This window comes from Sphingobium sp. AP49 (assembly GCF_000281715.2).
GTDB lineage: Bacteria > Pseudomonadota > Alphaproteobacteria > Sphingomonadales > Sphingomonadaceae > Sphingobium.
Map to the genome: position 1 here is coordinate 395756 of NZ_CP124576.1, position 25824 is coordinate 421579.

Sequence of the window (25824 nt, forward strand, 5' to 3'; positions counted from 1 at the left end):
AGCACTTTGAAGAGCTAGGGTCAGGACCCATTGATATAACCGGCTCGATCTGATTCAGGCTCCGCGAGGAGATTGAAGATGAGCGACCTGTATTGGCTCACGGACGAGCAGATGGCTCGGCTTGAGCCCTATTTTCCGAAGAGCCATGGCAAACCGCGTGTCGACGATCGCCGGGTGTTGAGCGGGATCATTTTCGTCAACCGGAATGGGTTGCGCTGGCGGGATGCACCAAAGGACTATGGGCCGCACAAGACGCTTTACAACCGCTGGAAGCGGTGGGGTGACAAGGGCGTTTTCCTTCGGATGATGGAAGGTCTGGCAGCGCCTCAGGCTTCCGAACGCAGGACGGTTATGATCGACGCAACCTATCTCAAGGCCCACCGTACGGCATCGAGCCTTGCGGTAAAAAAGGGGGCGCGGGACGCCTGATCGGACGCACGAAAGGTGGTATGAACACCAAGCTCCATGCCGTTACCGATGCGAACGGTCGTCCGATCAGTTTCTTCATGACCGCAGGGCAGGTCAGCGATTATATCGGTGCCGCTGCCCTGTTGGACGAACTGCCCAAAGCCCAATGGTTGCTCGCTGATCGCGGCTACGATGCCGACTTGTTCCGCGATGCTTTGCAGGAAAAGGGTATCACCCCCTGCATCCCCGGTCGCAAATCCCGGAACAAGGCCGTCAAACACGACAAGCGCCGCTACAAACGGCGCAACCGCATCGAGATCATGTTCGGCCGCCTCAAAGACTGGCGACGGGTCGCGACGCGCTACGACCGATGCGCCAACGCCTTCTTCTCGGCAATCGCCCTCGCTGCCACCGTCATCTTCTGGCTTTGATCAGTGAGTCCTGAGCCTAGCGTCCGGCCTGATTTCTGTCTGTGCGCTGTGGACCTGAACCACCGCCGACCATAGAGAGGGCGGCAACGTCGCGCAGAAAATGGGTGGTCCTTGTTTCGACACGATCAGGCAATTGATCCAATCCGGCATATGTATGCCCTGCTGATGGCCATGCTGCTGGTCCTGAGCCTTGGCCTGGCCAGCCCGGTGTGGGCACAGGCGGACCTGGCGACGGATACAGCAACCCGGCTGGCACAAGCGGAAAAGGATGTGCGCTCGGCCGACCAGAGCCTCGACACGCGCATGGATGCCGATGATCGCAAGCTGCTGCTGGCAAAAGTGTTGGCGGCCAAGACGGCCGCATCAGACGTTGCTGGCGATTTGCAGGATCAACTTGCCCTGCTCGATGCCAAGCTGACGGGGCTGGGCACCGTCGCGGCGGAGAGTAGCGAAGCGCCCGATATCAAGCGCCAGCGTGCGGCCCTGACGCGGCAGCGGTCCGCGATCGATTCCGCGATCAAGCGCGGCAATCTGATCGGTGTCGAGGCGCAGCAACTGGCCGACGAGATCGAACGGAGCGAGGCGGAGCAGTTTAGCGAGAAAATCACGACCCGCTCGCCATCGCCCTTGTCGCCGGGATTCTGGTTCGGGCTTGGCCATGCCTTTCCCCGCGACTTGCGGCGCGTGGCCACTTTTCTGGAGACGGGCCGGATGCAGGCCGCAGAGGCGCTGCGCGATCATAGGCCCTGGCATGCGCTGGCGGGCCTGCTGCTGGGCCTGCTGATCGTCGGGCCAGGACAGGTCGCCGCGCGGCATATGGGGCAGCGCATGCTGACCGAGGGTGTGCCGGGGCGGCGGGTGCGGCGCTCCACATATGCGCTGTGGCGGGTGGCGGTCGGCACTTTTGCGCCGTTGCTGGCGGCGCTTTCAATCGCGCAGGGATTGCGCTGGTCCGGACTGGTTGCGGATCGGTGGGAGCCATTGCTCGGCGCGTTCGTAGGCGGCTGCGCCTTTAGCGGCTTCACCTTCTCCGTGCTCGGTGCGCTGTTGATGCGTAGCCGGCCATCCTGGCGGATCGCGGCAATCAGCGACAATGGCGCGACCAGACTGCGACCCTACAGTCTCCTGCTGGCGCTGCTCGCCTTCCTCGGCGTGATCTACGCGCAATTCAATGTGTCCGTCGGCGTGAGCAAGGCGGCGCAGGAAGCGACGCAGGCGGTCTTCGCCCTGCTCCACATCCTGCTGGTCAGCGCGGTCCTCGTCACCGTGGCGCGTCTGCGGGCAGCCAAGATGGAGGCCGAGGACGCCGATCGTAATGAGAGCGTCAGCGGCCTTGTGAGCCTGGTCGCGTGGATCGTCGTCGCGGTGGCGACGATCGCCCTGCTGCTCGGCTATTTCAGCCTCAGTCTCTTCCTGTTGCAGATGGTGAGTTGGGCGACGGTGCTGGGATCGGCGGTTTATCTGCTGATGGCGGCGATCGACGATCTGGCGACGACGATATTCGACCGGTCCAGCCGCTTCGGCATGGCGTTGGTCCGCAGCCTTGGCCTGCGCGGGAGCGCGGTCGAGCAGTTCGGCGTCCTGTTGTCGGGGCTGTTGCGGCTGGCGGTGCTGTTGATGGGCTGCTCGTTGCTATTGTCGCCATTTGGCGCGGGCAACGTCGCCAGCCTGTTCAGCCGGCTCGGCGCGCTGGCGCAGGGCTTCGAGGTCGGCGGCGTCGCGGTCTCGCCCGGCGCCATCCTGCGCGGCATATTGGTACTGCTGATCGGTCTGGCCCTGGTGCGCGGGTTCATGCGCTGGCTGGAGCGACGCTATCTGCCGGTCACTGACCTTGATGGCAGTGGTCGCAATTCGGTCAGTCTGGTCGCGCGCTATGTCGGCACTGCACTGGCGGTGATCTGGGGGCTGGCCTCACTCGGGATCGGGATAGAACGCATCGCTATCCTGCTGTCGGCCTTGTCCGTCGGCATCGGCTTTGGTCTTCAGGCGATCACGCAGAATTTCGTGTCTGGGCTGATCCTGCTTGCCGAACGGCCGATCAAGATTGGCGACCTGGTTCGCGTTGGCCAGGATGAGGGCGATGTGAAGCGGATCAGCGTGCGATCAACCGAAATCGAGCTACCCGACCATTCGACCCTGATCGTGCCCAATTCAGAACTCATCACCAAGACTGTGCTCAACAAGACGCTGGCCAGCCCGCTCGGCCGGATGCAGATCCAGTTTTCGGTGCCGATCGAAACGGATGCGGACAAGGTGCGGGATATTGTGCTGGCGACCTATGCCGACGAGCCGGCGGTGCTGGCCGAGCCCGCCTATTCCCTATTCATCGATTCGATCGCGGACGGCCGCATCTTCTTCAACAGCTTCGCCCATGTCGCCAGCCCGCGGGCGGCCTATGGCGCCCGCAGCAATGTCTTCACCGTCCTGCTGCGCCGGTTCCGCGAGGAGGGGATCGAGATCGGCACGGTGCCCCAGCGCATGGAACTGATCAACATGGACCGCCTGGACTGAGGCTTGACCTGCTTCAGACTGGCGTGGTGGCGCCATTCTCTCCAATATCCTGCATGCGTATGGCGACCTGATAGGCAGCTTCATAGGCGAGCGTTGCGAACATCAAAGTCAGTGCCAATGGCAGGATGCCGTCGTCTACTATGATCGCGGTCAGAAGCAGGCTGGCAGCTGCCGCCATGAAGCTGATGCGCACCAGCCGGGACCGCATGGGCATATTCGGTCGCATGTTTCATCCTCCCTTCAAAAGAAGAAGTCGAACAGAAGCTTGATGTTGAGGCTGATGATGATGGCGGAGATCACCCATGCCATGAGCTTCAGCCAGGATGGATTGACGAAGTCACCCATCAGCTTGCGATCGCTGGTAAATCTGACGAGCGGGACGACCGCAAAGGGCAGTTGCAGGCTGAGCACGACCTGGCTGAGGACCAGCAAGCGTGTCGTGCCCTCGGATCCATAAAATATGGCAACGATCACGGCCGGGACGATCGCGATCAGGCGGGTGATCAGCCGACGCGCCCAGGCTGGAACGCGCAGATTGACGAAGCCTTCCATCACGATCTGGCCAGCCAATGTGGCAGTAATCGTCGAGTTCTGCCCCGAAGCCAGCAAGGCCAAGGCAAACAGGGTGCTGGCGATACCCGCGCCGAGCATGGGCGCGAGAAGTCGATGAGCGTCCTGGATCTCGGCCACGCCGGTCATCCCGGCCACATGAAAGGTGGATGCCGCGAGGACCAGGATCGCGCCATTGACGAACATCGCCAGCATCAGCGCGATCGTGCTGTCGATCGTTGCGAAGGTGACGGCTTCGCGCTTGCCTGTTGCGTTGCGCTCGAAACTGCGGGTCTGAACGATGGCGGAGTGGAGATAGAGATTATGCGGCATCACGGTCGCGCCGATGATGCCGATCGCGATATACAGCATGGCCGGGTTGGTGACAACGCTGGCGCTGGGCACAAGGCCTGCGCCAATTGCGGCTATATCGGGTCGGGACAGCAGCAACTCCACTGCAAAACAGCCTGCAATGACGATCAGGAGCGCGATGATGAACGCTTCGAGCTGGCGAAATCCGCGTTGCTGCAGGAACAGGATGAGCAATACGTCAGCCGCAGTGAGACACACGCCCATGACCAGCGGTATGCCGAACAGCAGTTGCAGGGCGATAGCCGTCCCCACCACTTCTGCCAGATCGCAGGCGATGATCGCCACTTCGCACAGAACCCACAAAGCAGCGCGGACCGGCGGGCTATATTCGGCGCGACAGGCCTGGGCCAGGTCCATGCCGGTGACGATGCCGAGTTTTGCCGCCAGCGATTGCAGCACCATTGCCATGATGCTCGACAGAAGGATGACCGACAGCAGCGTGTAGCCGAAGGCCGATCCCCCCGCGAGGTCGGTTGCCCAATTACCCGGGTCCATATAGCCGACGGCGACGATATAGCCGGGGCCGGCAAAGGCGCCGATCTTCTTCCAGATGCTGCCGCCAGCCCGCGGCACCGCAACCGTGCGATAGGAGCCAGGCAGGCTGGGCCTGATCTCCGGCATCTGCGTGAACGGTAACGCAATGTCGGCGGGTGGCGGCGGCGTCATCGATCTTCCCCTTTTCTTTTTGAACGCAAGGCCCTTCGCTATTGAGCAGTGCTCATGTTGAGGGTCCCGTTGAGACCGTTGGGGAAGAAACCGCCCTTCTGCGCGGCGAGCTTCGTCAGATAGACGATGTTGAGCACCTCACCCGTCGAGCGGCTGTAGGCGATGCCATCGGCGTCGGTGGGCACGATGTTCGATGCGCCGCCCGTCGGGCTGATGCCTTGATCCTTGTCAGCCGAACCATCCAGGCTATCGCGTGCGTCGGATATCTTGTCGGCCGATGTCCGAAGCGAAGGCGTATCCACGCCCTTGCCATAAAGCACCGTTCTGACCAGGCCGGCATGATAGGCTTCCGCCGCCAGGATACCGGCGGCCGCCTCCAGGAAGGTCTTGTTGGTGATGAGCGGCGATGCGCCTTTATAAGCCGTGACCCCGACATCCTCGAAGATGAAGGCGCCGAGCAGGAAATTCTCGTCGCTCGCATAGGGATCGAAGCTTTGCCCGGCGGAAATCAGGCCTGCCGCCTGTGCCGCAGCGGAGAAGGCGCCGGTTGCGCTGGCGCTGATGTCGATGGCGGGCTGAGCAACCGCTGTCGAGCCGATGGCCGAGCGCAGAAATTCGACATGGGCGCGTTCGTCGGCCGCGATTTCCCGCGCATAGCGGGCGATCAACGGATCGACGAACGCGACCTGCCGCCCGCCGGTAACCGCGCCCGGAGTGCCCGCGCCGCCCAATATGGTGCTGGGCAGGCCCGATCCGAAGGCTGCAAAATAATAGAATTGCGCCTCGAGATATTCGAGGTTGAGGGCAAAGTTCAGGACATCGCCGTCCGTCACGCTCGGTGTTGGCGTGGGAGTCGGCGTTGGCGTGGGAGTTGGCGTGGTCGTGGCATGATCGTCGTCACAGGCGGACAACATGCTGGAGCCGGCCGCCAGCACGGCCGCCGATCCCGCCATGCGCAGGAAGTTGCGCCGTTGATCGCGGCGCTGCGCGCGCGCGGCAAAGGCTTCGAGCATCAGATCGTCTTTCATGGGATGTCTCCGTCGGAAAGGGGCTCAGTTCGCCGCGCTCATGTTGATGCTGCCGTTGACGCCGTTGGGGAAAAAGCCGCCCCGGGCCGTCGCCATGTTGGTGAGATAGGCAATGTTGAGGACCTGCCCGGTGGTCCGGCTGTAGGCGAGGCCATTGGAATCGAGCGGCACGATGTTCGACGCGTCGCCGATATTGGCGATGCCCTGGTCCAGATCGCTGGAGCCATCCAGGCTATCGCGAGCCTTGGAAATGGCCTCGGTCGCGTCGATCAGCGCGGGTGTCGCGATGCCCTTGCGATAGAGCGAGGTTCGCACCAGCCCTGCATGATAGGCTTCGACAGCCAGGATGCCGGCTGCCGCTTCCAGATAGGTCTTGCTGGTGATGAGCGGCGCCGCGCCCTTGTAGGCGGTGACGCCGACATCCTCGAAGATGAAGGCGCCGAGCAGGAAATTCTCGTCGCTGGAATAGGGATCGAAGCTTGCGCCACCGCTGATCAGGCCTGCGGCGCGCGCGGCTGAGGAGAAGGCGCCATTAGGATCCGTGCCGACATCGATCGCAGGCTGGGCCACGACTGCCGTGCCCAGATTTTTGCGGAGGAAATCGACATGCGCGATCTCATCCTGCGCGATTTCCTTGGCATATTGGGCGACGACCGGGTCCGTGAAATTGACCTTGCGCCCGCCCGTCGCCGTCCCGGCATTGCCGCTGCCGCTTGTATATTTGGTGTCGATCGGGGTGCCGAACACCGCGTAGGAATAGAAATTCGCCTCGAGATATTCGAGGTTCAGGGCGAAGTTCAGTATGTCGCCATCCGACGGCGCGCTCTGTGCCATGGCCGACTGGCTGCTTGCCGCAAATCCGGCACTCCCAAATGCTGCCATTGCCCCGAGGGTACGGAAGAAGTCGCGTCTCTCTTCGCGCCGCGTCGCCCGCCGCTCCAATGCCTCGATTGCCAGAATATCATCGGTCATCCCTTGATCCTCCGCTGCCTGATGGTCGTGAAGCGCAGAGCGCGCGTCATCGGCGGGCAAAGACGATCGCCCCTCGTGAGGTTCCTTTTTCATGCCGAGAAAAATTATCTGCGTACGCCGACGTACAAGAATGCATCCAGGGCAATCATACGACCGTATCTGCGGGCTTGGTCATTGCAGATTGCGAGGCGCGCTTGGTCGCAGGCATTCAAAGAGAAAACGCGAACATCTTTTTGCGATCCTTGTCGGCGCCGGACTATGCCAGCATCAGGCCGCATCTCTCGCGCGCGACATTTCCCGCGCGATCCCTGATCGTGCCAGCGCGATCACGGATAGAATATCTCGACTTTCCCGAGCATGGCATCCTGACGCTGAACGCAGAGGCAAACAGGAAACTAGCCTGTTTGACCGCCCTTGTAGGGCGGGAGGGTTTTGTCGGCTGGCCAGCTCTGATGGACCATGGCGCGTCGCCCTATGACGTTCGGGCCGGTGGGCAAGGCGTGACGCTCCTGCGGCTTGCTGTTGCGCCAATGGCCGCACGCGTCGAGGAACGCAGCACATTACGATCCAGCATCCTGCGGTTCGTCCATATGGTGATGCTGCAGATGCACGCGACCATTTTGTCGAGCAAGACTGATCCGGTAGAAAGGCGGCTCGCGCGCCTGATCCTGATGCATCATGACCGCGCCAGTGGCGATGATCTCTTCATGACCCATCAGGATATGGCCGAAATGCTCGTTGTTCGCCGTGCCAGCGTTACGGATGCCCTCCATGTCATGGAGGGGCACCGACTGATTGCCAGCATTCGCAACCATATCATCATGCGTGATCGCCCTGGCCTGTGCCAGATCGCCGGCCAGGCTTACACTCCGCCTTAGGCGCGCCATGCCTGCAAGGACGGGCTGAGCTCTGATCCAAAGTGAAGGCCGCCGATCAGGCATGATCGGCGGCCTTCTGCAATCCAACTCACGCGGTTGATCGGGTCAGGGCATCAGCACCGTATCGACCACATGAATGACACCGTTGGATTGCATGACATCGGCGATGGTGATCCTGGACATGCCGCCCTTGGCGTCGGTCAGATACCAGGCCCCGTCCTTTTCCCAGGCGGTCAGATTTTCGCCTTCGACCGTCTTGAGCATGGCCTTGCCGCCATTCATCCTGGCCTTGGCCGCAATGTCCTTCGCGGTCATGCGGCCGGCGACCACATGATAGGTCAGGATCTTCGTCAGCATGGGCTTGTGTTCAGGCTTGAGCAGCGTGTCGACCGTGCCGGCCGGCAGCTTTGCGAAGGCGGCATTGGTTGGCGCAAAGACAGTGAAAGGGCCTTTCCCCTTCAGCGTTTCGACAAGTCCCGCAGCCTTCACCGCCGCGACCAGCGTGGTGTGATCCTTCGAATTGACTGCGTTGTCGATAATGTCCTTGGTTGGATACATTGCCGCGCCGCCAACCATCGGGTTCGCGCTCATGCTTTTCGCCATGATAGGTGCACCGGCCACCAGCAGTGCGGCGCTCGCAAGCGAAAGCGAGAGCTTCGTCAGGTTGATTGTCATCCAAACTTCCTTCCTATGTCGCGCGTCCCTTCGGCGGGCGTGCGACATAGCTACGGGATGGGAAGGTCAACGGACGCAGATCAGATCAAAGATATTTTGCCTGCAGCGATCGGCGCTGAACTGGGCGCATCATGTGGCGCGCCGGCGGCTGTCTCCATCGTGACGGCAAGGGTTGCACCTTCGGTGATGAAAAGACGGTGCGCGGGATCGACAAGGATATCACTGCCCGCGCTGGCCGGTATCAGGCCCAGAGACCGCGGCTTGCCATCAGCAGGGATCACCCACAGTTCCGGCACGAGCGTGCCGGCCTTCACGCCCGATGGTCGCACAATGAGCCGGTTGGTCGTTGGATCGAAACGGGCCAGGACCGTTGGTCCACCGGGCTCGCCGGTCATTTGAGCAATGGCCATCTGTGCTGCTGGCATTGGTACGATTGGTGCGGGGGTTGGACGCAGCAGCAGAACCAAAGCCAGCGCAGCCGCCAGCGCACTGGCCGCTACCGCTCCGCCCCGCCAGAAACGAAGGCTTCGCACCAATGGATCGGGCGAAGTGACTGGAGTGTCGAGGCGAGACTCGATCCCTGCCCACAGACTATCAGGCGGCCCAACGGGTACGTAATCGTCGAAGATCGGCGCCAGCCGCTGATGCCAGGCATCGATCATGTCCGGCCTGAAATCAGGGTCGGCCATCAGTCGGCGCAAGGCGATGGACCGCTCCTCACTTTCGAGCAGTCCCAAAGCCAACTCAGCGGTGAGCGCATCGCGTTCCTCAGGGGACAGTGGAGGCTCAGCCATCGCCGATACACTCCTTGAGCCTCTGCATTCCCCGCCGTATCCAGCTTTTCATCGTGCCCAATGGCACCGCCATGCGATCCGCCAATTGCGCATAGGTCAATCCGTCGAGAAAGGCCGCGCGGATCGAAGCATTTTGCTGCTGGTCGAGTTGATCCAGGCAATCAAACAGGCGCCGCCTATCCTGCTCAATTTCGATAATCATGTCTGCAGATCGCGCCTCATCGGGAATGTCTTCAGCGGCCTCCTGCGGCAGCGTTCTTGGACGATGGGTAGAGCGACACCAGTCGATCGCGCTGTTGCGGGCGATCGTGCACAGCCAGGTGATCGGACTGGCCCGTGTGGCGTCGAACCTGTCGGCTCGCTTCCACACCTTGATGTACACGTCCTGCAAAATATCCTCCGCCGCTTCCCGGTCAGCGCAGATACGGAGGCAGATGCCGAATAGTTTCGCGGACGTCATGTCATAGACAAGATGGAGAGCTGCGCGATCACGAACCGCTACCTGCCGGAGCGCCTCGATCAATTTCCTGCGCTCGGTGTCCTCGTCTCCCACATGGACAGCCTAACAGGCTGGCGACGCAATTCAATAATCTGCTTTAAGCATGCACCAGGATTTGATCGCAACATCACAAATTATGAGCAATCATCGGTGCAATCCGTCAGTCCACGCAAATCCTGCCGGTCGCAAATGACTGAAAACATCTTGCGAATATCTCGCCGGCCTTCGTAACTTCATTAGTGATGAAGATAGAGAAGATCGGACTACCGCTGGCGCGAGGTATTGCGCTGGCCGCCCAGGGTTTTGCCGCCCCTCGCCCCGCAACGCCCGGCATCAGCCATCTGCGCCGTACGGTCGAGCGCGTGCAACTGCATCAGATCGACAGCGTCAATGTCCTGGCGCGGGCACATTATCTCCGGCATTTTCGCGATTGGGGGCCTATGACCGCAGCGATCTTGATCGACTTGCCTGGGGGCCAAGGCGCCAGCGCCGGCTATTTGAATATTGGGCGCACGAAGCCTCGCTGCTGCCGATCGACCTGCAACCGTTGCTGCGCTGGCGGATGGAGAGTGCGGATCGCGGCGAAACCGGATGGACCGGCATGCGCCCCTTCGCTACCGAACGCCGCGCCCAAGCCATGGCGCTCCTGGCGCGTATCCGTTCGGAAGGCCCGATGGCGACATCGGACTTCGAAAGTCACAAGGGGCAGTCGGGCTGGTGGGAATGGAGCGATACCAAGCGCGCATTGGAATGGCTCTTCTGGGCCGGGCACATCACGACGGCAACACGGCGCGGCAGTTTCGAGCGGGTATATGATGTGCCCGACCATGTCCTGCCACCTGACATATTGGCCATCCCGACCCCCGCGGCGCCGGACGCGCATCGGGCCTTGATCGAGCGGGCTGCGCGATCCCATGGCATCGCGACTGAAAGGCAGCTTCGCGACTATTTTCGACAGCCCCCTGCACAGGCGCGCGCCGCGATAGAGGAACTGGCGCAGGAAGGCATATTGATCCCGGTCGCAGTGGAAGGATGGCGACATGCCTGGCTCCACCGCGAGGCGAGGCAGCCCCGTCGCATCGATGCGCGGGCGCTGCTGGCGCCGTTCGACCCGCTCATCTGGGAACGCGACCGGACTGAGCATTTGTTCGGCTTGCGCTATCGCATCGAGATATATGTGCCTGCCGAAAAACGGACATATGGCTATTATGTATTGCCGTTCCTCCTGGGCGACCGCCTGGTTGCCCGCGTCGATCTGAAGGCGGATCGAGCGGCCTCGGTACTGCTCGCGCGTTCGGTGCATCTGGAGCCCGATGCCCCTCCGGATGCCCATGACGCCCTGCTCGAAGAGCTCAGCATCATGGCGACCTGGCTGGGTCTTGCCTCGGTCCGCGTGGGTCAGCCCTAGCGCATTGTCAGCCCGCTGCCGCCACGCCTGGGGCACAGGCTCGCCCACGGTCTGCGCGCGTCCGCCGCGGCAGCCCATCAGGGTCCGACATCATCGCCGCCGGCCCGAAGGCGGGAGCCCTGCCGCTGGCCAAAGCCAAGCGCCTCTGCCACACGATCATTCCAGCCATAAGGGTCTGCCCGGATCACGGGCGCCCCTTCATCGTCGAACAATATCGTCGAATAGAACAGGCGAACCGGGATTTCCCGCGGCAGTTCGACAAAGCCTTCCTTGCCCGTCGCGCGCGCCTTGTTCCATTGATCGAGCATGCCTTCGTCCCGGGCGATCTTCTCGGCAAAACCCACCGCATCCTCCACCCGGACACAGCCATGGCTGCGCTGGCGCTGAACCTCGGCGAACAACTGCTTGGCCGGCGTATCATGAAGATAGATTTCATGGTCGTTCTTCATGTCGAACTTGACCAGCCCCAGCGAGTTTCTGGGGCCGGGCTGCTGCACGATCCAGCCATCCTTCCAGACCATGTTGTTGCGCTTCATGTAGCCAGCGCCCTTGCCCGCGATCTCCTTGTTCTGGATCGATCGAGGAACCGTCCAGGTCGGATTGGCGACCAGCCGATAGATGGGCGACCCCAGTTGGGGCGTTTCGGTGTCCGGTTCGCCCACCACCACCTTGCGCGTGTCGGCAATCTTCCCGTCCCGCCAATAAGTGAGGCGCGCGGCGGCGAGGTTGACGTCGATCCGCGTTCCGGGCGGCGCCCGGTCAAGCCACCGCATCCGCTCCATGGCAACGGCGATTTCCCGCGCCCGATCGGCATCCGACAGGTTGAGGATTTCGAGGGCCTTTTCGCCGATCACGCCGTCGGGCTTGATCCCATAATCGACCTGCATATGCTTGACGGCGCGCACCAGCGGCTCGGCGTAGCGATCGCCGGCATTGTCAGCCCGATCCAGATAGCCGGACGCCACCAGCTGCCGTTCGATCGCGGGCATGCGGCTGTCGGATGTTCCAGGATCGATCGGCTTTCCTGCGTCCGGGATGGGTTTTGCGGTATCGCTTCGCTGCTTCCCAAGCGCCAGATAGGCCCGGGAAAGATTGCGATAGTCTTCCTCCTGCGGCGCAAGGCCATCGAGCCAGCCGCGCAGCTTGCCCGATGCCAGCGCGTCTTTCAGCCCGCGTTCGAGATCCGGCTTGCGCGCCCCCAGTGTGTAGACCTCATAGAGCTTTTTGGGGTCGCTCGCGCCGCCAGCCAGCGCCCTGGCATAGCGCAGGGCGCTACGGGTAAGCGCGTCTTGACCGGCGCCTGTTCCTGGCTCGCCTTCAACGGCGAAGGAGAGATGGTCGAGGCCATGCGCGGCGCGACTCTCAATGGCCTGCTTGAGATCACGGACTGCGTCCTCGTTCCACTGCGCTTGCCGCTGCGCCGACGCCGTGTCGGCCCGGTTTCCGCTGCCCGACTGAATGCCGCAGGCCGCCAGGGTCAGGGCAATGGCGACCACCGGAAGGGCGACAAGGGACTTGGGCACGCATTTCTCCTTACAAGTTCTTTCCTGCAACGCGCGGCCCCGGTCGAGGCTCCGGCGCATCGGCGCGGCCTTGCCATTGATCGGACGCCACAGGCACGACGACGCCCCTCAAGCGACAAATCCGGCGGGTGTGTCGGCCTGCAGCATCTGGGCGAGACGGGCTGCGTCCCAATTGCTCAGGCGAATGCAGCCATGACTTTGCGAACGGCCGATCAGGCTGGGTTCGGGGGTTCCGTGGATGCCATAATGGGGCTTGTCGAGATCGATCCAGACGACCCCCACGGGATTGTTGGGCCCTGCGCTCAGCTGCGCCTTCTGGTCGCTGCTGTCCGCGTCCCAGAAGAGATCGGGGTTATAATGATAGGTGGGCATGAAGGCGGTTGTCCGGACCTTCCATTGCCCCAGCGGCAGTGGATCATGATCGCTGCCCGTCGTCGCGGCGAATTGCGCAATGAGCCGGCCTTGTGCGTCATGGACCCTGAGCACGCTTTGCGATTTGCTGACGATGATCCTGGCTGCGCGGGGCGGGCTCGCACTTATATTGAGATCCGACAGCATGTCCCGCCACCGGGCCGGGAGGCCCGGATCATAGGCCCGATCAGAGGGGATAAGTCCCGGCAGCAGCAATTCCATCCCCGCTCTGGGCGTCTTGAGGCCGGGATTGAGCAGCAGGAGGGTATCGCTGCTTGTATGGAAACGCTCGGACAGCTTCTCGAGCAGGTTGCGATAACCAAGAAAGGGAAGCGAGGCCTGATCGACGATCCTTGAGGGAATGTCGGGCGTGAAAGACGCTTCCAGCGCTTGCGCTCTTAGAACCATGCGAATGAGCGTCGGCGCCCGCTCGCTCGCCAATGACTTGCGGCTCGCGGCATCCAGCACGCCGCTTTGTTCGAGGCCCCGCGCCTCCTGAAAGGCCTTAAGGGCGGCTACGAAGAAGCGGCCATGTTTTCCATCGATGATGCCCGGCGCAAAGCCCGCTCGGTCAAGCTGGACCTGGGCCTGGAATATGGCCGGGTCGATGCCTGCCGGAAGGCTGGCCGGAGCGCCTGTCTGATCCCTGGCAGGTGCGGCGGCCTGCACGGACGCCGCAAAAATGAGACCAACCGAGGCCAGAATCCGAGATTGCCATGGAACCGATCTTTTCACATCGCCAGAAACACCTTATATGACAGGAACATAGGCAACGCTTGCGAGCGGCCTTTATCTCCCTGAAACATGTTCGGGACCAACGACATTTATGATATTCGATCGACGGTCGGTGCTGTTTGGCACCGCGGCCTGCGGCATGGCGCAGTTGTTTCCAGCCGCCGCCTGGGCAGCCATTCCGGAAAGACGGCTTGCCTTTCGCAACCTGCATGATTCCGAGCATATCGACATCTGCTATTTTTCCGGCGGGCGTTTCCGCCGGGACGGCATCGCCGAGCTCAATCATTTCATGCGCGACTGGCGTACGGGCGACACGATCAGGATGGATACGAGCCTGCTCGATACGCTGGTCCACCTCCAGGCAGCGACCGGCGCAGACAAACGCGCCTATTTCACCCTGATTTCGGGCTATCGCTCGCCCAGGACCAATGGCAGGCTGCATCGCAGTTCATCGGGCGTTGCGTCCAAAAGCCAGCATATGCTTGGCAAGGCCGTGGACATAAGGCTCAAGAATGTGCGCCTCGCCAACCTTCACAAGGCGGCCCTCTCACTGCGCGCAGGCGGCGTAGGCTATTATCCCGAAAGCAATTTCGTCCATGTCGATACCGGACGGGTTCGTCATTGGTAGGAAGCGCGTTATGCCGACCTAACCACCACCGCGCTCGTCCCGAGTGGAGCGAACTCACTGAACGATGTGTTAGACGGTGCCATTCGCTCCCGGGGAGAGATGGAGATGGCCAACGCGTATCCTCATCAAAGAAGACGACGCGATGCTCGTTATGAATCTTCCAGTGTTTCGGGAGGAACTGGGCGACGAATGTTGCCCCGTAGCTACCACGCAAGCCGAGGCCGTCCGTGAGGCGCTTGATCACAATCCCGATCTCACCGAATACGACGTCAATCAGTCGGAGAGAAGCGGGCCGGGCGCGGTGATCCGTTCTCGCCTTGGCGATATTCCGGTCATTTGCATGGCCGGCTCCCCCCTGAAGAGGCGAAGATCGCAGACCCTGGCTCACCTGGCATTGCCAAGTCTATCCGGTGGCTCAACCTGCTCGAAGTGACGCGAGAGCACGGCGTACCATCTAATCTGCGTACCGAATCGAAATGGCGGACTGTCGTTCAACGCCCCAAATCAGGCCGCATTCGCGCGCTGGGAGATGTCGACCGGCTTCGCATCGAGCCCATGCCGGGCACGGATCGACTCCAGATAATCGAATATGCTGACAACGACATTGTCCTGCGTGTTGATGTCTGCGCGATTATTTTCGAGACTGCCGCCATTGAGCAGTTCTTCAAGGGCGATCCGCGCTCTTGCGACGCGACTCTTGATCGTCCCGACAGCAACCCCAATAATCTCGGCCGTCTCCTCATAGGAGATGCCGCCAGCCCCAACCAGGATCAGTGCCTCTCGCTGCGGCACGGGCAATTGTATCAATGCGCGCATCATGTCGCGCAGCTCGACGCTCTTTTCCTGGCCGGCGGGCGCTGCAAGGACGCGATCGGCGACGAGCTCGTCCCATTCGCCGACGAACCGCTTGCGCCGCATCTCGCTCAGAAAATGGTTGCGCAGGATAACGAAGGCCCAGGCCCGGAAATTGGTGCCCGCGACATAACGCTCGCGCGCGCGCCAGACCTTGAGCATCGTCTCTTGGACGAGATCGTCCGCCGTATCCCGGTTGCCCGCCAGGCTGCGCGCAAAGGCGCGAAGCTGGGGAAGAACGGCGGCAAGCTGTGTCTTGAAATCCGTGTCCGAAAGACGCGACACTTCAGTTGAGGCCGATATCTCATTCTGCATGCTGCGTCCCTCCATCATTGGTAAAGAGAACATTCCGCCAGCGTATCTGTTCCCGAAGCTCCCCGGGGCATGACCAAAAGCATCAGCAAAAGGCAGAAAGTCGAGGTTGAGCACCTGGTGCCACTTCTTATTGGAAGGAGGAACGATCTAGCGTCTGCCGGATTAGGTTTGTGGACGGCCTGTCTCCGACGCCCGTCTTAAACAAGCGAGGCAGGACCCCGGCATGAAGAAGCTTGCGGACGACTTTTGGAATTTCCGCGGCAGATTTAAAATCGCCGGACTTATCGATGTCGGAACGCAGATGTCCCTCGTCCGTCGGCGAACAGGACGCTTCCTGCTGATCGACAGCTATGGCGTATCCGGTGCTGACCGCGATGCGCTCCTGAAGCTGACCGACAATGGTGCAGCGATCGACGCAATTATCAATGTTCACCCGTTCCACACGCTGCATTGTCGAGCCGCCCACGAACTGGCTCCCGGTGCGCGGCTGTTCGGCACGCAGCGGCACCGCGATCAGGCGCCCGAGCTACCGTGGGAAAAGGACCGTATCGAGGACGGCGCAACGCAGACCCAGTTCGACGAACTTGCGTTTTCGGTTCCGGATGGTCTCGATCTGGTGACCAGCGATGACAGCGTTCACGCGGCATCGGTGCTGGTCCGTCACCGGCCGAGCGGCATCGTCCATGTCGACGACACGTTGATGGTGCTCGCGGCGCCGGGGCTATTACGGCATGTCCTGCCGCAGTCACGGCTGCGCTTCCATCCCAAGCTGGCCAAGGCGCTACAGCCTCGTGCAGGCGCTGCCGACGATTTTACCAGCTGGGCACGCGGGCTTGCCGAAAGCTGGTCAGGAACACGGATCGTCTGCGCGGCGCACTCAGCCGTGCGCCTGCTCACGCCGAATGGCTGGCATGACGAAATGACACGGGCTCTATCCGACCTCCAAAAGACGCTCGACCAGCATCGCTCGCGCCACGGCTGAGGCCGTTTCCCTTTCCCCTTGCAAGCAGGAACCCACAATCATGAGCAACGCTGAGGCCCGCACGATCAACCCTCTCACTGAGGAAGTGATCGCCACCTACCCCTATATGTCGGACGACGAGGCCATGGCGACGGTCCAGGCAAGCCATGAGGCATTCCTGCAATGGCGCCTGCGCAGTCTCGAAGAGCGCGCCGCCGTCATGACCGCGATTGCGCAAGCGCTGCGCGATGCGAAGGAAGAATTCGCGCAGCTCATGACGCGCGAGGTCGGCAAGCTGATCGGCGACAGTCGCAGCGAAGTCGATCTGGTCGCTGCGATCTGTGATTATACCGCTAAGCACGGCCCGACAGTGCTCGCCGACGAGGAACGCGCTGCCGAGGGGGCGACTGCCTATATCACCCATGCGCCGATCGGGGTTATCTATGGCATCCAGCCATGGAACTTCCCCGCCTATCAGGCGGTGCGCTATTCGATCGCAAGCCTGATGGCCGGTAACGGTGTGCTGCTCAAACATGCCGAGAGTTGCACCGGCAGCGGCCTGTTCCTGCGCGATCTGTACGAGCGCGCCGGGTTGCCCAAGGGCCTGTTCGGCGTACTCGTCATTTCGCACGAACAGTCGGACAAGATCATAGAGAATGATCTCGTGCGCGGTGTCACATTGACGGGCAGTGATCGCGCGGGCCGTGCAGTGGCTGCGAAGGCGGGTGAACTGGTCAAGAAGACCGTACTCGAACTCGGCTCTAACGACGCCTATCTGGTGCTCGACGATGCCGATCTCGACCTGGCGATCAGGACCTGTGTGGCTGGGCGAATCTACAACAATGGCCAGACCTGCGTGAACGCCAAGCGCTTCATCGTCACCGAGAAGAATCACGACGCCTTTGTCGAGGGCTATGTCGAAAAGTTTCGCGCTATCGAGATGGGCGATCCCACCGATGATGCCACCAAGCTTGGCCCGCTGGTCAGCAAGGCGCAGCGCGATCAGCTTCACAGCCAAGTGGAGGAAAGCATCGCCAAGGGCGCGCGCGTCCTGGCCGGTGGTGAGGTGCCTGATCGCACGGGGTGGTTCTATCCCGCGACCGTGCTCGTGGATGTGGCCCCCGGGCAGCCTGCCTATGACGACGAGCTGTTCGGTCCGGCCGCATCGATCATCCGCGCGAACGATGACGAGGATGCCATGCGCATCGCCAATGACAGCCGCTACGGTCTTGGCGGCGGCATCTTCAGCCGCAATGTCGAGCGCGCGCGCGCGCTGGCGGCGAAGCATTTCGATACCGGCATGATCTTCATCAACACCTTCGACGTGGCGTCGCCCGACCTGCCGTTCGGCGGCGTCAAGACGTCGGGCTATGGCCGCGAACATGGCCCGGAAGGCCTGAAGGAATTCGTCAACGTCAAGTCGATCAAGATCGGCTGATCGAGATGGCGGAGCCTCTTCAATGCGACGTCGCGGTGATCGGGGCCGGCACCGCCGGTCTCGCCGCCGAAAGGGCCGCGCGCAAGAACGGCGCCTCGACGCTGTTGATCGATCCCGATTTCAACGGGACAACCTGCGCCACGGTTGGCTGCATGCCGTCCAAGCTGCTCATCGCCGCCGGGCGCGAAGCGGTGCAGATCGGCCGGGCCGGGTTGTTCGGAATCGAAGTGGATGGGGTGCGGATTGACGGCCCGGCTGTCCTGCGAAGGGTGCGCGCGGAACGCGACAGATTTGCGGCTGGCACCCGCAAATCGATTGCCCGCCTGCCTGAACATGTCACCATTCGCGCTCGCGCCCGGTTCTCGGGGCCGGGGCGGCTGCTTCTCGACGACGGTCGCAGCGTGGAGGCGAGAGCGATCGTCATCGCCACCGGATCGGCACCGATTCTGCCAGAGCCTTTCGCCGCGCTTGGCGATGCGGCGCTCACGAGTGACAGCATATTCGAGCTGGCGGACCTGCCTCGACGGCTTGCTGTCGTCGGTTCGGGCGCGATCGGGCTCGAACTGGCGCAGGCATTCGCCCATCTGGGCGTGAAGGTTGTGCTTTTCGACAAGGGCGAGCGCATGGCGAAGCTGCGCTGTCCCAAGGTCCATGCCCATTTGCGCGAGGCTCTCGAGGATGATCTCGATCTTCATCTCGGCGTGGAGGTCACTCCGGCATTGGAAGGGGAAGGCGTGCGGCTGCACTGGAGCGGTGCGAGCAAGGGCGACGCCTTGTTCGACAAACTGCTCGTTGCGGTAGGGCGCAAGCCGCAGCTTGATGCGCTCGACCTCGATAGGGTGGGCCTGGAACTGGGTGATCATGGCGTTCCCATCCACGATCGAAAGACGATGCGCTGCGGCGACAGCGCGGTCTTCCTCGCCGGTGATGTGGCGGCGGACCTGGCGCTCCTCCACGAAGCCTCGCACGATGGCGCGATAGCCGGACGCAATGCGGCCGCCTTTCCCGCACCCATTCCGGTCGAACGCAGCACTGCCTTAAGCATCACCTTTACCGAGCCGGTGCTGGCCACGATCGGTGAGGCGGAGGAGGATGGTGCAATTACCGGCACCACCGATTTTGCTGATCAAGGTCGGGCGCGGGTCGATGGAGTCAATCGCGGCGCGCTCACCCTCTATGCTGCGGCTCCGCACGGCCGGCTGATTGGCGCTGACCTGATCGCGCCCGCCGGCGAGCATCTGGCGCACATGCTGGCTTGGGCGATCCAGAGCAGGATGACGGCAACGCAGTTGCTGAAAATGCCCTTTTATCATCCTACGATCGAGGAAGGGCTCAAACAGGCGCTGCGAACGATATGTGCTGCAACGCCCATCGACTTGCCACCGGATCAGGACAGCGGCACACCGTCCGGCGCCTGAGCCTGAATGGATCGAACGATTGGCCTGATTACGGTCAACCACGTCAGTCGCATTCGCTTGGATTGTCGCATCTGCGCTCAAAATCTCGATGGCTTCATCTCGATCCACGGCTTCCGGCACGCGAAAAGCACGATCATCGAAGAAGTCCATGAAGTCATGGCGCGACTACCTAGCTGCGATGACCTTCACCGAGAGTCCATTATGATGCCGAGGAAGGAACCGATAAGCATATCATTCGTCCCAGTCGCATGAATTCCCAGAACCAACAGCAAGTTGTTCCGATACCCCGCCGGCTGACGAAAGCAGGTGGGCATCTCGTGACTGAAGTCTCCGCACGTCACGACATGAGCATCGACGCGACACACGCTCTGCTTCAGGCGATAATCGCGGGCAATGGCCACCAGGCACAGTTCAGTCATCCAGAACTTGGAGGCATGGGCCAATGGTCGAGCGGAGGCATGCTCATGATCGGCGACATGTTCAATAATCGCCTTAAAGTGAAAATCGGTGCTCTCGCCGATGACCTTGCCCGTGCTGCCGCGCAGGAAGATAATCTTTTCGAACCGGTTAGGTTGGATTACCGTTCCGACACTAGCGCTTTATCTCATTGGCCCGAAGAGCTCGGCACACCTTCCGCCACCGGTTCACAGAATGACATGCACTATGCCGTGTTTCCGGCAAGCCGACGGCTCGCAATCATCATCGACGGTCACATGACCATTTACGACACGCACGATCATGTCATTTCCGGCCTCTCACAGCAGCGAGGAAGCGATCAGAGCCTGACTCTAAAAAGCCAGCATGGTCCAGTACCATTGGCCATCCTCGAGCCGGTCGGCCATCAGGAAATCAAGCCGCGTACGCCGAAACCGTCTCCGATGAGGCATGACGGCACTGTTAAGGAGGCGGGCAGCAGCGAGGTCTCCACCGCAGGCCCGGCGCAGAATCGGTCGTCGCAAGATCGAGCAGAAGATGACCATGCAGGCATCTTCGCCAAGATCGAGGGTCTCGCGAACCTTCACGACAAGAAGATAATCACCGCCGAAGAATATTCGGCCAAGAAGGCCGAACTGCTCGGCCGACTGTAGATATGCCAGGAACGTGCCTCATATGGGTGGGAGGCAGCTGACGATACTGTAACAAAGGCCATCGAACCAGCTGCAGAGGCATCTCCGTACCTTCCTCAACGCACTGGGCGAGCCGCCGAGCTCATCATGACCTACGGGATCCCCTCGTCAATCACCGCCCTGATCATAATCCAGTCTGTCATTTCGACCACAAAGGTTCGTCCGTCATGAAACTGAATGTCCATGCGCATCTTGACTATGAATTGGACGAGCCCACCGACGTGCTTTTGCAGGTCGAGGCGGCCGCCATCCCCGAGCAGACCGTAGAGTGGTCAGATCTCGTCCTGCCCAATGCCGAGCACGTCGCACGCGTGCCTGCCCAGGACTGCATCGGCGAGCGCATATGGTTGCGTCTTTCCGGCAAGATGGTGGTCGACTATCGCGCTACCGTGACCGTGAACCGCCTGCTGGCCGACTGCAGAACGCTTCCCAAAGTGCCACCGCACCAGCTCCCAGGCGAGACGGTGCCCTACCTTCTGTCGTCGCGATATTGTGAATCCGACCGCTTTCATACGTTCGTCGATGCTGAATTTGGAAAGATCGAAGGCGGCGAGCTCATCATGGCGATGCGGGACTGGGTCCACGGACATCTGAGCTATGTACCAGGATCGAGCGGCGTCATGACGACGGCGGGTGACACATTCATTTCGCGGCAGGGAGTATGTCGCGACTATGCCCATCTGCTAATCTGCCTGTCGCGTGCCGCCGGCGTCCCTGCCCGGATCGCAAGCGTGTACGCTTTAGGTGTCAATCCTCCGGACTTCCACGCGGTGGCAGAGATATTTCTGGCCGGAGAGTGGCACCTGGTAGATCCGACAGGAATGGCAAAGGAAGCCGCAATGGTTAAGATCGGGGTCGGAAGGGACGCAGCGGATGTCGCTTTCCTAACCGCCTTCGGCAATACGCGGCTGATCACACAATCGGTTTCGGTGGAGCCAAATCTGGACTGAGCAGCCGAAAATGCCAGCCAATTGGTCCGATCGTTTAGCAGAACGTCCGGGATGCGCTGGATGACCGGTCTTCCGGCTTCCTGAGTGACGGTCGCGACTCAAACGATATCGCCCCTGGACGAAGGAACGAGCGCTAATCCCAAAAGTTGATGCAGCATGAAAATGACGACGATACCTATGGCAGCCGCGGTTCTTACCTGCACGATTGCAGCCTGCGATGGCCCGAAGGAAAAGGCGGGCGCCGCACGGGACGAGGCTGCGGCCAATGCTTCAGGCGTACCCTATGAGGGGGATGGCCCTGCTGAGCGCGCTGGCCGAGCCGCAGATCGTGTAGATCGGGCCGCGGCGAAGGCGCGCGACTCCAAGGCTGATGCGCTTGAGGATCAGGGTGACGCTATCGAAGCTCAAGCGGATGCAGAAGCCGACAAGTTGGAACAGCAAGCAAAATCCATTCGCGATGCAGCCAAAGCGAAAGCCAGGGAACTGGACCAACAGGCAGAAGGGCTCAAAGCGCCTTCCTGATTGGCCTATTGTTGCTAGGTCATCACCCATTGAATGCTTCGATTTGTCCGGCTGCGGAAGACAAATGTACCGCCGGTCGTAGCCCTTATCCGTCGCCGCTGCTCATCAACGCAATCTGTCCATAGCGTCACTCAACTGTCCGTCGCCTCGCGAGGGAATCCATTCGCCTGCCCGTCCTGAATGACCAGATGTCCGATGGGTGCCGTCACTCCATGGAGGTATCAAGGCCTGACGCTCGGAGGCAAGGCACATCGCCATTCTCATCGCGCCTCTGTCGCATGCGTCATCAGCAACTCCCGGAGACACATGAGAAATCATGTTGGGGATTGATCTTATTAAGCGTGATTTTTGCCGCGGGCGCTGAAACTACACATGTCTCGGGAGGCTTTTAGAGCAAAGACAATGTTGAGGAGCAGATATGGCCGATGTGCAAGAAGCCGCCCTTTACCCCGCTTCCAGATCTCATGGACGAACAAGCGATCTGAAGGCCCGGCTTGTCGCCACCGCTGAATTCTTGAAAAGCCCGACCATGGTGGGCTCATCATTTCCCGCGTCGCATTGGCTGATAAACCGGATGCTGCACGGCATCGACTGGTCTCGTGTGACGACGATGCTGGAATATGGGCCCGGGACTGGCGCGTTCACCGCTGCCATTCTCACTCGCCTCCCACCCCATGCCAGGCTGATCGCCATCGACACCAGCGCGTCTTTCACCGACCATCTGACATCGGCAATCCCGGATCAACGATTGCATGTCGTCACGGGATCGGCGGCAGATGTGCAGCATATCATGGCCAGTCACGGCCTTTCTCAGGCCGATTGCATCATTTCCGGGCTGCCCTTTTCGACCCTCGAGCCAGAAGTCGCAACGCAGATCATTGATCGCAGCGCTCAACTCCTGTGCCCAGATGGACTCTTCATGGCTTATCAGATGCGGACCGCCGTGCGCCCGCTGCTCGAAGACCGATTTGGGTCGGTGCGGGCCGCATATGAATGGCGCAATATACCTCCCTGTCACCTGTTCTGGGCATCGGAACCCAAACAAGCCATCGCGCAGTGAGCGGCCGGCGCGGCTTTCCGCTGCCCGTCTCGCCTCAGGGCCGCTGATTATAGGATGGGCCGGTATGCTCGGTGGCGACATTATTGCCGGCCGCCTGATCCTGCTCCAGCTCCTCGCCATGCCACAGGTTTCTGCCGACAAATATGACGATGAAAATGGCGATTATGATGCCGACGATGAAGGCGCCGGCTTTTCCCAGCCGTCGCGCGGACGGCTTTTCGTCAGGGGCCATCAATTGTCACCCTCAAGCAGGATTTCACCTTCCTCCTCGCCATCCCAATAATGGGCGCGCTTGCCGATTACCTGGATCAGGACAAGTCCGGGGGTCTGGGTGCCCTGCGGCCACCAGCGTTCCAGCCCCTTCGTCCAATGCGCGTCGAATTGAGCCTGATCCCTGATCAAGACGCCTCGCCCCTCGACCGCAACGAACAAAGGTCGATGGCCGAGCAAGCCAGACTTGCCCTGATAGCTCAGGTTGACAGCGGGATTGGTCTCGATTTCCGAGACCATCAATGCAGTTTCGTCAGTGAAGAACCACGCAGTGCCATCATAATCGACTTCGCGATTGTTGCTCATCGGGCGCGATCCGATCGCGCCGTCTTTGGCATGGGTGGCAAGCATCGCGAAATCGATTTCCTTCATCTTCCGCGACAGATCTTCAAGCGACAATGACATGGCTCTCTCCTTTGCACCCTCAACGCATGACAGGACCTATCGGGCCAAGGCGTCTGACGATGTTATCGGTCCGCCAGCTTGTAAGCCTGGACCGGCAGTTGCCCGGCATCCTGCTGACTGCTTGTCGATGTCCGGCGACCGCCACGGACCATTTCCTCGATCCACGTCAGCAGCAACTGGTTGTAGGCGCGCCGACACCCTTCGTCCCGCAACGAGTGATCAGCGCCTTTGAGGATGCGGTAGCTCAAGGAATTACTGTTGTGGAACGCGGACATGTAGGAACTGATTGTCGCGTGCGGCACATAGTCGTCTTGCTCTGATTCGACGATCAGCACATCGCCCGCAAATTGCTCGCAAGCCGCCAGAGCCTTGTCTTCGCGGCCCGAGCGGAAGCGGGCCCGATAGGCGTTGATAAGATCGCGGTCGAGCATCGCCTTGGGGACATCCCAATGCTCGTCAGGATAGAGAGCAGGCACGCGCAAGGCGAGCCAGTTGACCGGGCGGACGGCAGTGAGGAGCGCGGCGAGATATCCGCCATAGCTTGTGCCGACGACCGCAATGGCAGATGGATCGACCTGGTCCTGACCGACGAGATAATCATAGGCAGCCACGACATCGGCAAGACCATGGGATCGCGTCACCCGGTTGCGCTCTTCGGCGTGCCGGGCATGGCCCCGCAGATCAAAGGTGAAGCAGATACAGCCCAGCTGCGCGATCTCTTCGGCCCGAACCATGTCCTGATCGCGCGAACCGCCCCATCCGTGGATGAAGAGAATGCCAGGAACGAGCTTGTCCGGTGACAGGATGGTCGCGTCCAGACTTTCCCCCTCGACGTCAAAACATATCTGGCTGCCCGTCATTCCAGCTCCATTGCATATTTTGTGATCGGTCCCGCGACCGCATCGATACCGCTATAATAGAGGATGCTACCCTCCGGCGCGGCGTCAAGATGACCATAAATTTCCATCGTGGCGCATGTCACCGCTGACAACTCGCGATCGCGTGCAAAGGCTTCGAAGGCCGCAATCTCGGCGCCGCTTGCACCGCCCGCCCGCCAGCTTTGCTCAAGAACACCGATGCGCATTTCACCGGAAGAATTCATGCCTGCGGCGACGTCATAATTGCGACGAGAGGCCATCAGATCCGGGTAGAATTTCGAGACGGTCGCATCATATGCGATCGCCTTCTCGATCCCCTGCTGCAGATCGTCGGCCAGGCTGAGGCCTGCCAGCTGTTCAAAGCCACCCCTCACCACATGCAGGGTCGAGCCTCCATAGACGGTGGCGCCTTCGTTGTTGGTGGCAAGGCGCTGGGTGCCCCAGTAGGAGATGACCTCTCCAAAAAGGCATGCCATGCCCACGCTGTAAGTGATGACATTGTCGAGATTCTCTTCGATCACGACGCCGTGACGCGCAATGGCATCCGCATCAAGCTGCGCGATCGCTTCTTCCAGCTCTCCTGGCGAAGTGACGACAAATTGTCCGAGCCCCGCCGTCGCCTCGACCTCCTTCAGACGGATCGAACAATAGCGAAGCATGTCGAGACTCGCTTCGCGCACAGCATCAACGCTGAACGCCGACCAGCCAGTAAGAACATAAGGCGCAAGAGCGGCGCCCAGTTCGGGCCGCCATCCCTCAGGAACTTCGTTGTTGGCTGGAAAAACCGGATGCGTGATGACCTTGCTTCCGACGAAGCCATGCGGAACCACGCCCCCGTAAATCTGGCTTTCGTTGCGGATGCCCAGTTGCCGCGCCATTGCCAGGTCAATCGTGCCGGTCGGAATGAAGAGCGTGTCCTGCGCATCACCATCCGGCTCGGAGACTGGCGAAGGGTCGTGATCGACGAATGTCGCCTGACCAAGCCGGGCTATCCGTCGCGCAAGCTCGGCTCTTGCGACCCTGTCATGTTCATTGTTCATGGCCCCGGACCGGGTGGGATAGATCTTCACAAGACGGGTCAGATGCGAACTGGCCATTGAACCTCTCAGATCCTGGAGCAGCTGCCGCGAGGCAGATATT

General features: G+C 61.1%; 26 protein-coding genes. 12 read left to right on the top strand and 14 right to left on the bottom strand.

Annotated elements, in window-relative coordinates:
* Positions 1-78 precede the first annotated feature (78 nt).
* Both PMI04_RS01865 and PMI04_RS01870 read left to right on the top strand, forming a co-directional pair.
* Positions 79-839 (top strand): IS5 family transposase gene (locus tag PMI04_RS01865; RefSeq protein ID WP_086014455.1). Its coding sequence is split into 2 segments (ribosomal slippage): positions 79-403 and positions 403-839, totalling 762 coding nucleotides; the frame shifts between segments, so codons are not numbered across the junction.
* A 150-nt stretch (positions 840-989) separates the two neighbouring features.
* Complete coding sequence (locus PMI04_RS01870; protein ID WP_007714977.1) at positions 990-3350, top strand: DUF3772 domain-containing protein; 2361 nt, start codon at positions 990-992, stop codon at positions 3348-3350.
* 13 nt (positions 3351-3363) lie between these two features.
* Here the strand turns inward: PMI04_RS01870 and PMI04_RS01875 are convergent, their stop codons facing one another.
* Genes PMI04_RS01875 through PMI04_RS01890 form a run of 4 tightly spaced genes read right to left on the bottom strand, consistent with a single transcriptional unit; the run spans position 3364 to position 6937 of the window.
* A complete protein-coding gene (locus tag PMI04_RS01875) occupies positions 3364-3564 on the bottom strand; it encodes a hypothetical protein (protein ID WP_157178191.1) in 201 nt (66 codons plus the stop codon).
* A 26-nt stretch (positions 3565-3590) separates the two neighbouring features.
* The gene (locus PMI04_RS01880) at positions 3591-4937 is read right to left on the bottom strand and encodes an Nramp family divalent metal transporter (RefSeq protein WP_007714974.1); all 1347 of its coding nucleotides are present in this window, start codon (positions 4935-4937) and stop codon (positions 3591-3593) included.
* A 38-nt stretch (positions 4938-4975) separates the two neighbouring features.
* The gene (locus PMI04_RS01885) at positions 4976-5965 is read right to left on the bottom strand and encodes a ferritin-like domain-containing protein (protein ID WP_007714972.1); all 990 of its coding nucleotides are present in this window, start codon (positions 5963-5965) and stop codon (positions 4976-4978) included.
* 24 nt (positions 5966-5989) lie between these two features.
* Positions 5990-6937 carry a ferritin-like domain-containing protein gene (locus tag PMI04_RS01890; protein ID WP_007714970.1) on the bottom strand — a complete coding sequence of 316 codons (948 nt, stop codon included), beginning with the start codon at positions 6935-6937 and terminating at the stop codon, positions 5990-5992.
* A gap of 167 nt (positions 6938-7104) precedes the next feature.
* Here PMI04_RS01890 and PMI04_RS01895 point away from each other — a divergent pair, with 167 nt between their 5' ends.
* Positions 7105-7815: a Crp/Fnr family transcriptional regulator gene (locus PMI04_RS01895; protein ID WP_157178190.1), complete on the top strand. Its 711-nt coding sequence runs from the start codon at positions 7105-7107 to the stop codon at positions 7813-7815.
* Positions 7816-7920: 105 nt separating this feature from the next.
* Here PMI04_RS01895 and PMI04_RS01900 read toward each other — a convergent pair whose 3' ends face one another.
* From PMI04_RS01900 to PMI04_RS01910, 3 genes are all read right to left on the bottom strand, one after another.
* Complete coding sequence (locus PMI04_RS01900) at positions 7921-8490, bottom strand: fasciclin domain-containing protein (protein WP_007714953.1); 570 nt, start codon at positions 8488-8490, stop codon at positions 7921-7923.
* 80 nt (positions 8491-8570) lie between these two features.
* Positions 8571-9284: an anti-sigma factor gene (locus PMI04_RS01905; RefSeq protein ID WP_007714951.1), complete on the bottom strand. Its 714-nt coding sequence runs from the start codon at positions 9282-9284 to the stop codon at positions 8571-8573.
* Positions 9277-9837 (bottom strand): sigma-70 family RNA polymerase sigma factor, encoded by a 561-nt coding sequence (locus tag PMI04_RS01910; protein WP_007714949.1) that lies wholly within the window; start codon positions 9835-9837, stop codon positions 9277-9279. The genes PMI04_RS01905 and PMI04_RS01910 overlap by 8 nt, the downstream gene beginning before the upstream one ends.
* A 376-nt stretch (positions 9838-10213) precedes the next feature.
* Here PMI04_RS01910 and PMI04_RS01915 point away from each other — a divergent pair, with 376 nt between their 5' ends.
* Positions 10214-11191, top strand: coding sequence for a crosslink repair DNA glycosylase YcaQ family protein (locus PMI04_RS01915; protein WP_238536009.1), 978 nt, complete (start codon positions 10214-10216; stop codon positions 11189-11191).
* A gap of 77 nt (positions 11192-11268) precedes the next feature.
* Here the strand turns inward: PMI04_RS01915 and PMI04_RS01920 are convergent, their stop codons facing one another.
* Both PMI04_RS01920 and PMI04_RS01925 read right to left on the bottom strand, forming a co-directional pair.
* Complete coding sequence (locus PMI04_RS01920; RefSeq protein ID WP_283184841.1) at positions 11269-12774, bottom strand: L,D-transpeptidase family protein; 1506 nt, start codon at positions 12772-12774, stop codon at positions 11269-11271.
* 48 nt (positions 12775-12822) lie between these two features.
* Positions 12823-13794 carry a L,D-transpeptidase family protein gene (locus PMI04_RS01925; RefSeq protein ID WP_007714943.1) on the bottom strand — a complete coding sequence of 324 codons (972 nt, stop codon included), beginning with the start codon at positions 13792-13794 and terminating at the stop codon, positions 12823-12825.
* A gap of 157 nt (positions 13795-13951) precedes the next feature.
* On the opposite strand from PMI04_RS01925, the gene PMI04_RS01930 reads away from it, so the two are divergent.
* Complete coding sequence (locus PMI04_RS01930; RefSeq protein WP_007714940.1) at positions 13952-14488, top strand: YcbK family protein; 537 nt, start codon at positions 13952-13954, stop codon at positions 14486-14488.
* Between the two features lie 504 nt (positions 14489-14992).
* Here PMI04_RS01930 and PMI04_RS01935 read toward each other — a convergent pair.
* Complete coding sequence (locus PMI04_RS01935; RefSeq protein WP_007714937.1) at positions 14993-15655, bottom strand: sigma-70 family RNA polymerase sigma factor; 663 nt, start codon at positions 15653-15655, stop codon at positions 14993-14995.
* Positions 15656-15878: 223 nt separating this feature from the next.
* On the opposite strand from PMI04_RS01935, the gene PMI04_RS01940 reads away from it, so the two are divergent.
* The 7 genes from PMI04_RS01940 (at position 15879) to PMI04_RS01970 (ending at position 23131) form a co-directional block, all read left to right on the top strand.
* Positions 15879-16637 carry a hypothetical protein gene (locus PMI04_RS01940; protein WP_007714935.1) on the top strand — a complete coding sequence of 253 codons (759 nt, stop codon included), beginning with the start codon at positions 15879-15881 and terminating at the stop codon, positions 16635-16637.
* A gap of 40 nt (positions 16638-16677) precedes the next feature.
* Positions 16678-18054, top strand: a complete 1377-nt coding sequence (locus tag PMI04_RS01945) for an NAD-dependent succinate-semialdehyde dehydrogenase (protein ID WP_007714933.1) — start codon at positions 16678-16680, stop codon at positions 18052-18054.
* Positions 18055-18059: 5 nt separating this feature from the next.
* Positions 18060-19472 carry a dihydrolipoyl dehydrogenase gene (locus PMI04_RS01950; RefSeq protein ID WP_007714932.1) on the top strand — a complete coding sequence of 471 codons (1413 nt, stop codon included), beginning with the start codon at positions 18060-18062 and terminating at the stop codon, positions 19470-19472.
* Between the two features lie 317 nt (positions 19473-19789).
* Positions 19790-20560, top strand: a complete 771-nt coding sequence (locus PMI04_RS01955) for an SHOCT domain-containing protein (protein WP_202947616.1) — start codon at positions 19790-19792, stop codon at positions 20558-20560.
* 206 nt (positions 20561-20766) lie between these two features.
* Positions 20767-21549, top strand: coding sequence for a transglutaminase family protein (locus tag PMI04_RS01960; RefSeq protein ID WP_007714928.1), 783 nt, complete (start codon positions 20767-20769; stop codon positions 21547-21549).
* Positions 21550-21705: 156 nt separating this feature from the next.
* Positions 21706-22071 (top strand): hypothetical protein, encoded by a 366-nt coding sequence (locus PMI04_RS01965; RefSeq protein ID WP_238536008.1) that lies wholly within the window; start codon positions 21706-21708, stop codon positions 22069-22071.
* Between the two features lie 418 nt (positions 22072-22489).
* Entirely contained in the window at positions 22490-23131 is a 642-nt protein-coding gene (locus tag PMI04_RS01970; protein ID WP_007714926.1) for a methyltransferase domain-containing protein, read from the top strand.
* Between the two features lie 34 nt (positions 23132-23165).
* Here the strand turns inward: PMI04_RS01970 and PMI04_RS01975 are convergent, their stop codons facing one another.
* From PMI04_RS01975 to PMI04_RS01990, 4 genes are all read right to left on the bottom strand, one after another.
* Positions 23166-23363, bottom strand: a complete 198-nt coding sequence (locus tag PMI04_RS01975) for a hypothetical protein (RefSeq protein WP_007714924.1) — start codon at positions 23361-23363, stop codon at positions 23166-23168.
* The gene (locus PMI04_RS01980) at positions 23363-23806 is read right to left on the bottom strand and encodes a pyridoxamine 5'-phosphate oxidase family protein (RefSeq protein WP_007714922.1); all 444 of its coding nucleotides are present in this window, start codon (positions 23804-23806) and stop codon (positions 23363-23365) included. Before PMI04_RS01980 ends, PMI04_RS01975 begins: the two co-directional genes overlap by 1 nt.
* Positions 23807-23868: 62 nt before the next feature.
* The gene (locus tag PMI04_RS01985) at positions 23869-24666 is read right to left on the bottom strand and encodes an alpha/beta fold hydrolase (protein WP_007714920.1); all 798 of its coding nucleotides are present in this window, start codon (positions 24664-24666) and stop codon (positions 23869-23871) included.
* The gene (locus PMI04_RS01990) at positions 24663-25781 is read right to left on the bottom strand and encodes a DUF3182 family protein (RefSeq protein WP_007714917.1); all 1119 of its coding nucleotides are present in this window, start codon (positions 25779-25781) and stop codon (positions 24663-24665) included. The genes PMI04_RS01985 and PMI04_RS01990 overlap by 4 nt, the downstream gene beginning before the upstream one ends.
* Positions 25782-25824: the final 43 nt, after the last annotated feature.

What these genes read in the sequence shown, in the direction of transcription:
- PMI04_RS01870 (WP_007714977.1), top strand. Translation starts at nt 990, where the DNA reads ATGTATGCCCTGCTGATGGCCATGCTGCTGGTCCTGAGCCTTGGCCTG.
- PMI04_RS01875 (WP_157178191.1), bottom strand. Translation starts at nt 3,564, where the DNA reads ATGCCCATGCGGTCCCGGCTGGTGCGCATCAGCTTCATGGCGGCAGCT.
- PMI04_RS01880 (WP_007714974.1), bottom strand. Translation starts at nt 4,937, where the DNA reads ATGACGCCGCCGCCACCCGCCGACATTGCGTTACCGTTCACGCAGATG.
- PMI04_RS01885 (WP_007714972.1), bottom strand. Translation starts at nt 5,965, where the DNA reads ATGAAAGACGATCTGATGCTCGAAGCCTTTGCCGCGCGCGCGCAGCGC.
- PMI04_RS01890 (WP_007714970.1), bottom strand. Translation starts at nt 6,937, where the DNA reads ATGACCGATGATATTCTGGCAATCGAGGCATTGGAGCGGCGGGCGACG.
- PMI04_RS01900 (WP_007714953.1), bottom strand. Translation starts at nt 8,490, where the DNA reads ATGACAATCAACCTGACGAAGCTCTCGCTTTCGCTTGCGAGCGCCGCA.
- PMI04_RS01905 (WP_007714951.1), bottom strand. Translation starts at nt 9,284, where the DNA reads ATGGCTGAGCCTCCACTGTCCCCTGAGGAACGCGATGCGCTCACCGCT.
- PMI04_RS01920 (WP_283184841.1), bottom strand. Translation starts at nt 12,774, where the DNA reads ATGCGCCGGAGCCTCGACCGGGGCCGCGCGTTGCAGGAAAGAACTTGT.
- PMI04_RS01930 (WP_007714940.1), top strand. Translation starts at nt 13,952, where the DNA reads ATGATATTCGATCGACGGTCGGTGCTGTTTGGCACCGCGGCCTGCGGC.
- PMI04_RS01935 (WP_007714937.1), bottom strand. Translation starts at nt 15,655, where the DNA reads ATGCAGAATGAGATATCGGCCTCAACTGAAGTGTCGCGTCTTTCGGAC.
- PMI04_RS01940 (WP_007714935.1), top strand. Translation starts at nt 15,879, where the DNA reads ATGAAGAAGCTTGCGGACGACTTTTGGAATTTCCGCGGCAGATTTAAA.
- PMI04_RS01945 (WP_007714933.1), top strand. Translation starts at nt 16,678, where the DNA reads ATGAGCAACGCTGAGGCCCGCACGATCAACCCTCTCACTGAGGAAGTG.
- PMI04_RS01950 (WP_007714932.1), top strand. Translation starts at nt 18,060, where the DNA reads ATGGCGGAGCCTCTTCAATGCGACGTCGCGGTGATCGGGGCCGGCACC.
- PMI04_RS01960 (WP_007714928.1), top strand. Translation starts at nt 20,767, where the DNA reads ATGAAACTGAATGTCCATGCGCATCTTGACTATGAATTGGACGAGCCC.
- PMI04_RS01965 (WP_238536008.1), top strand. Translation starts at nt 21,706, where the DNA reads ATGAAAATGACGACGATACCTATGGCAGCCGCGGTTCTTACCTGCACG.
- PMI04_RS01970 (WP_007714926.1), top strand. Translation starts at nt 22,490, where the DNA reads ATGGCCGATGTGCAAGAAGCCGCCCTTTACCCCGCTTCCAGATCTCAT.
- PMI04_RS01975 (WP_007714924.1), bottom strand. Translation starts at nt 23,363, where the DNA reads ATGGCCCCTGACGAAAAGCCGTCCGCGCGACGGCTGGGAAAAGCCGGC.
- PMI04_RS01980 (WP_007714922.1), bottom strand. Translation starts at nt 23,806, where the DNA reads ATGTCATTGTCGCTTGAAGATCTGTCGCGGAAGATGAAGGAAATCGAT.
- PMI04_RS01985 (WP_007714920.1), bottom strand. Translation starts at nt 24,666, where the DNA reads ATGACGGGCAGCCAGATATGTTTTGACGTCGAGGGGGAAAGTCTGGAC.
- PMI04_RS01990 (WP_007714917.1), bottom strand. Translation starts at nt 25,781, where the DNA reads ATGGCCAGTTCGCATCTGACCCGTCTTGTGAAGATCTATCCCACCCGG.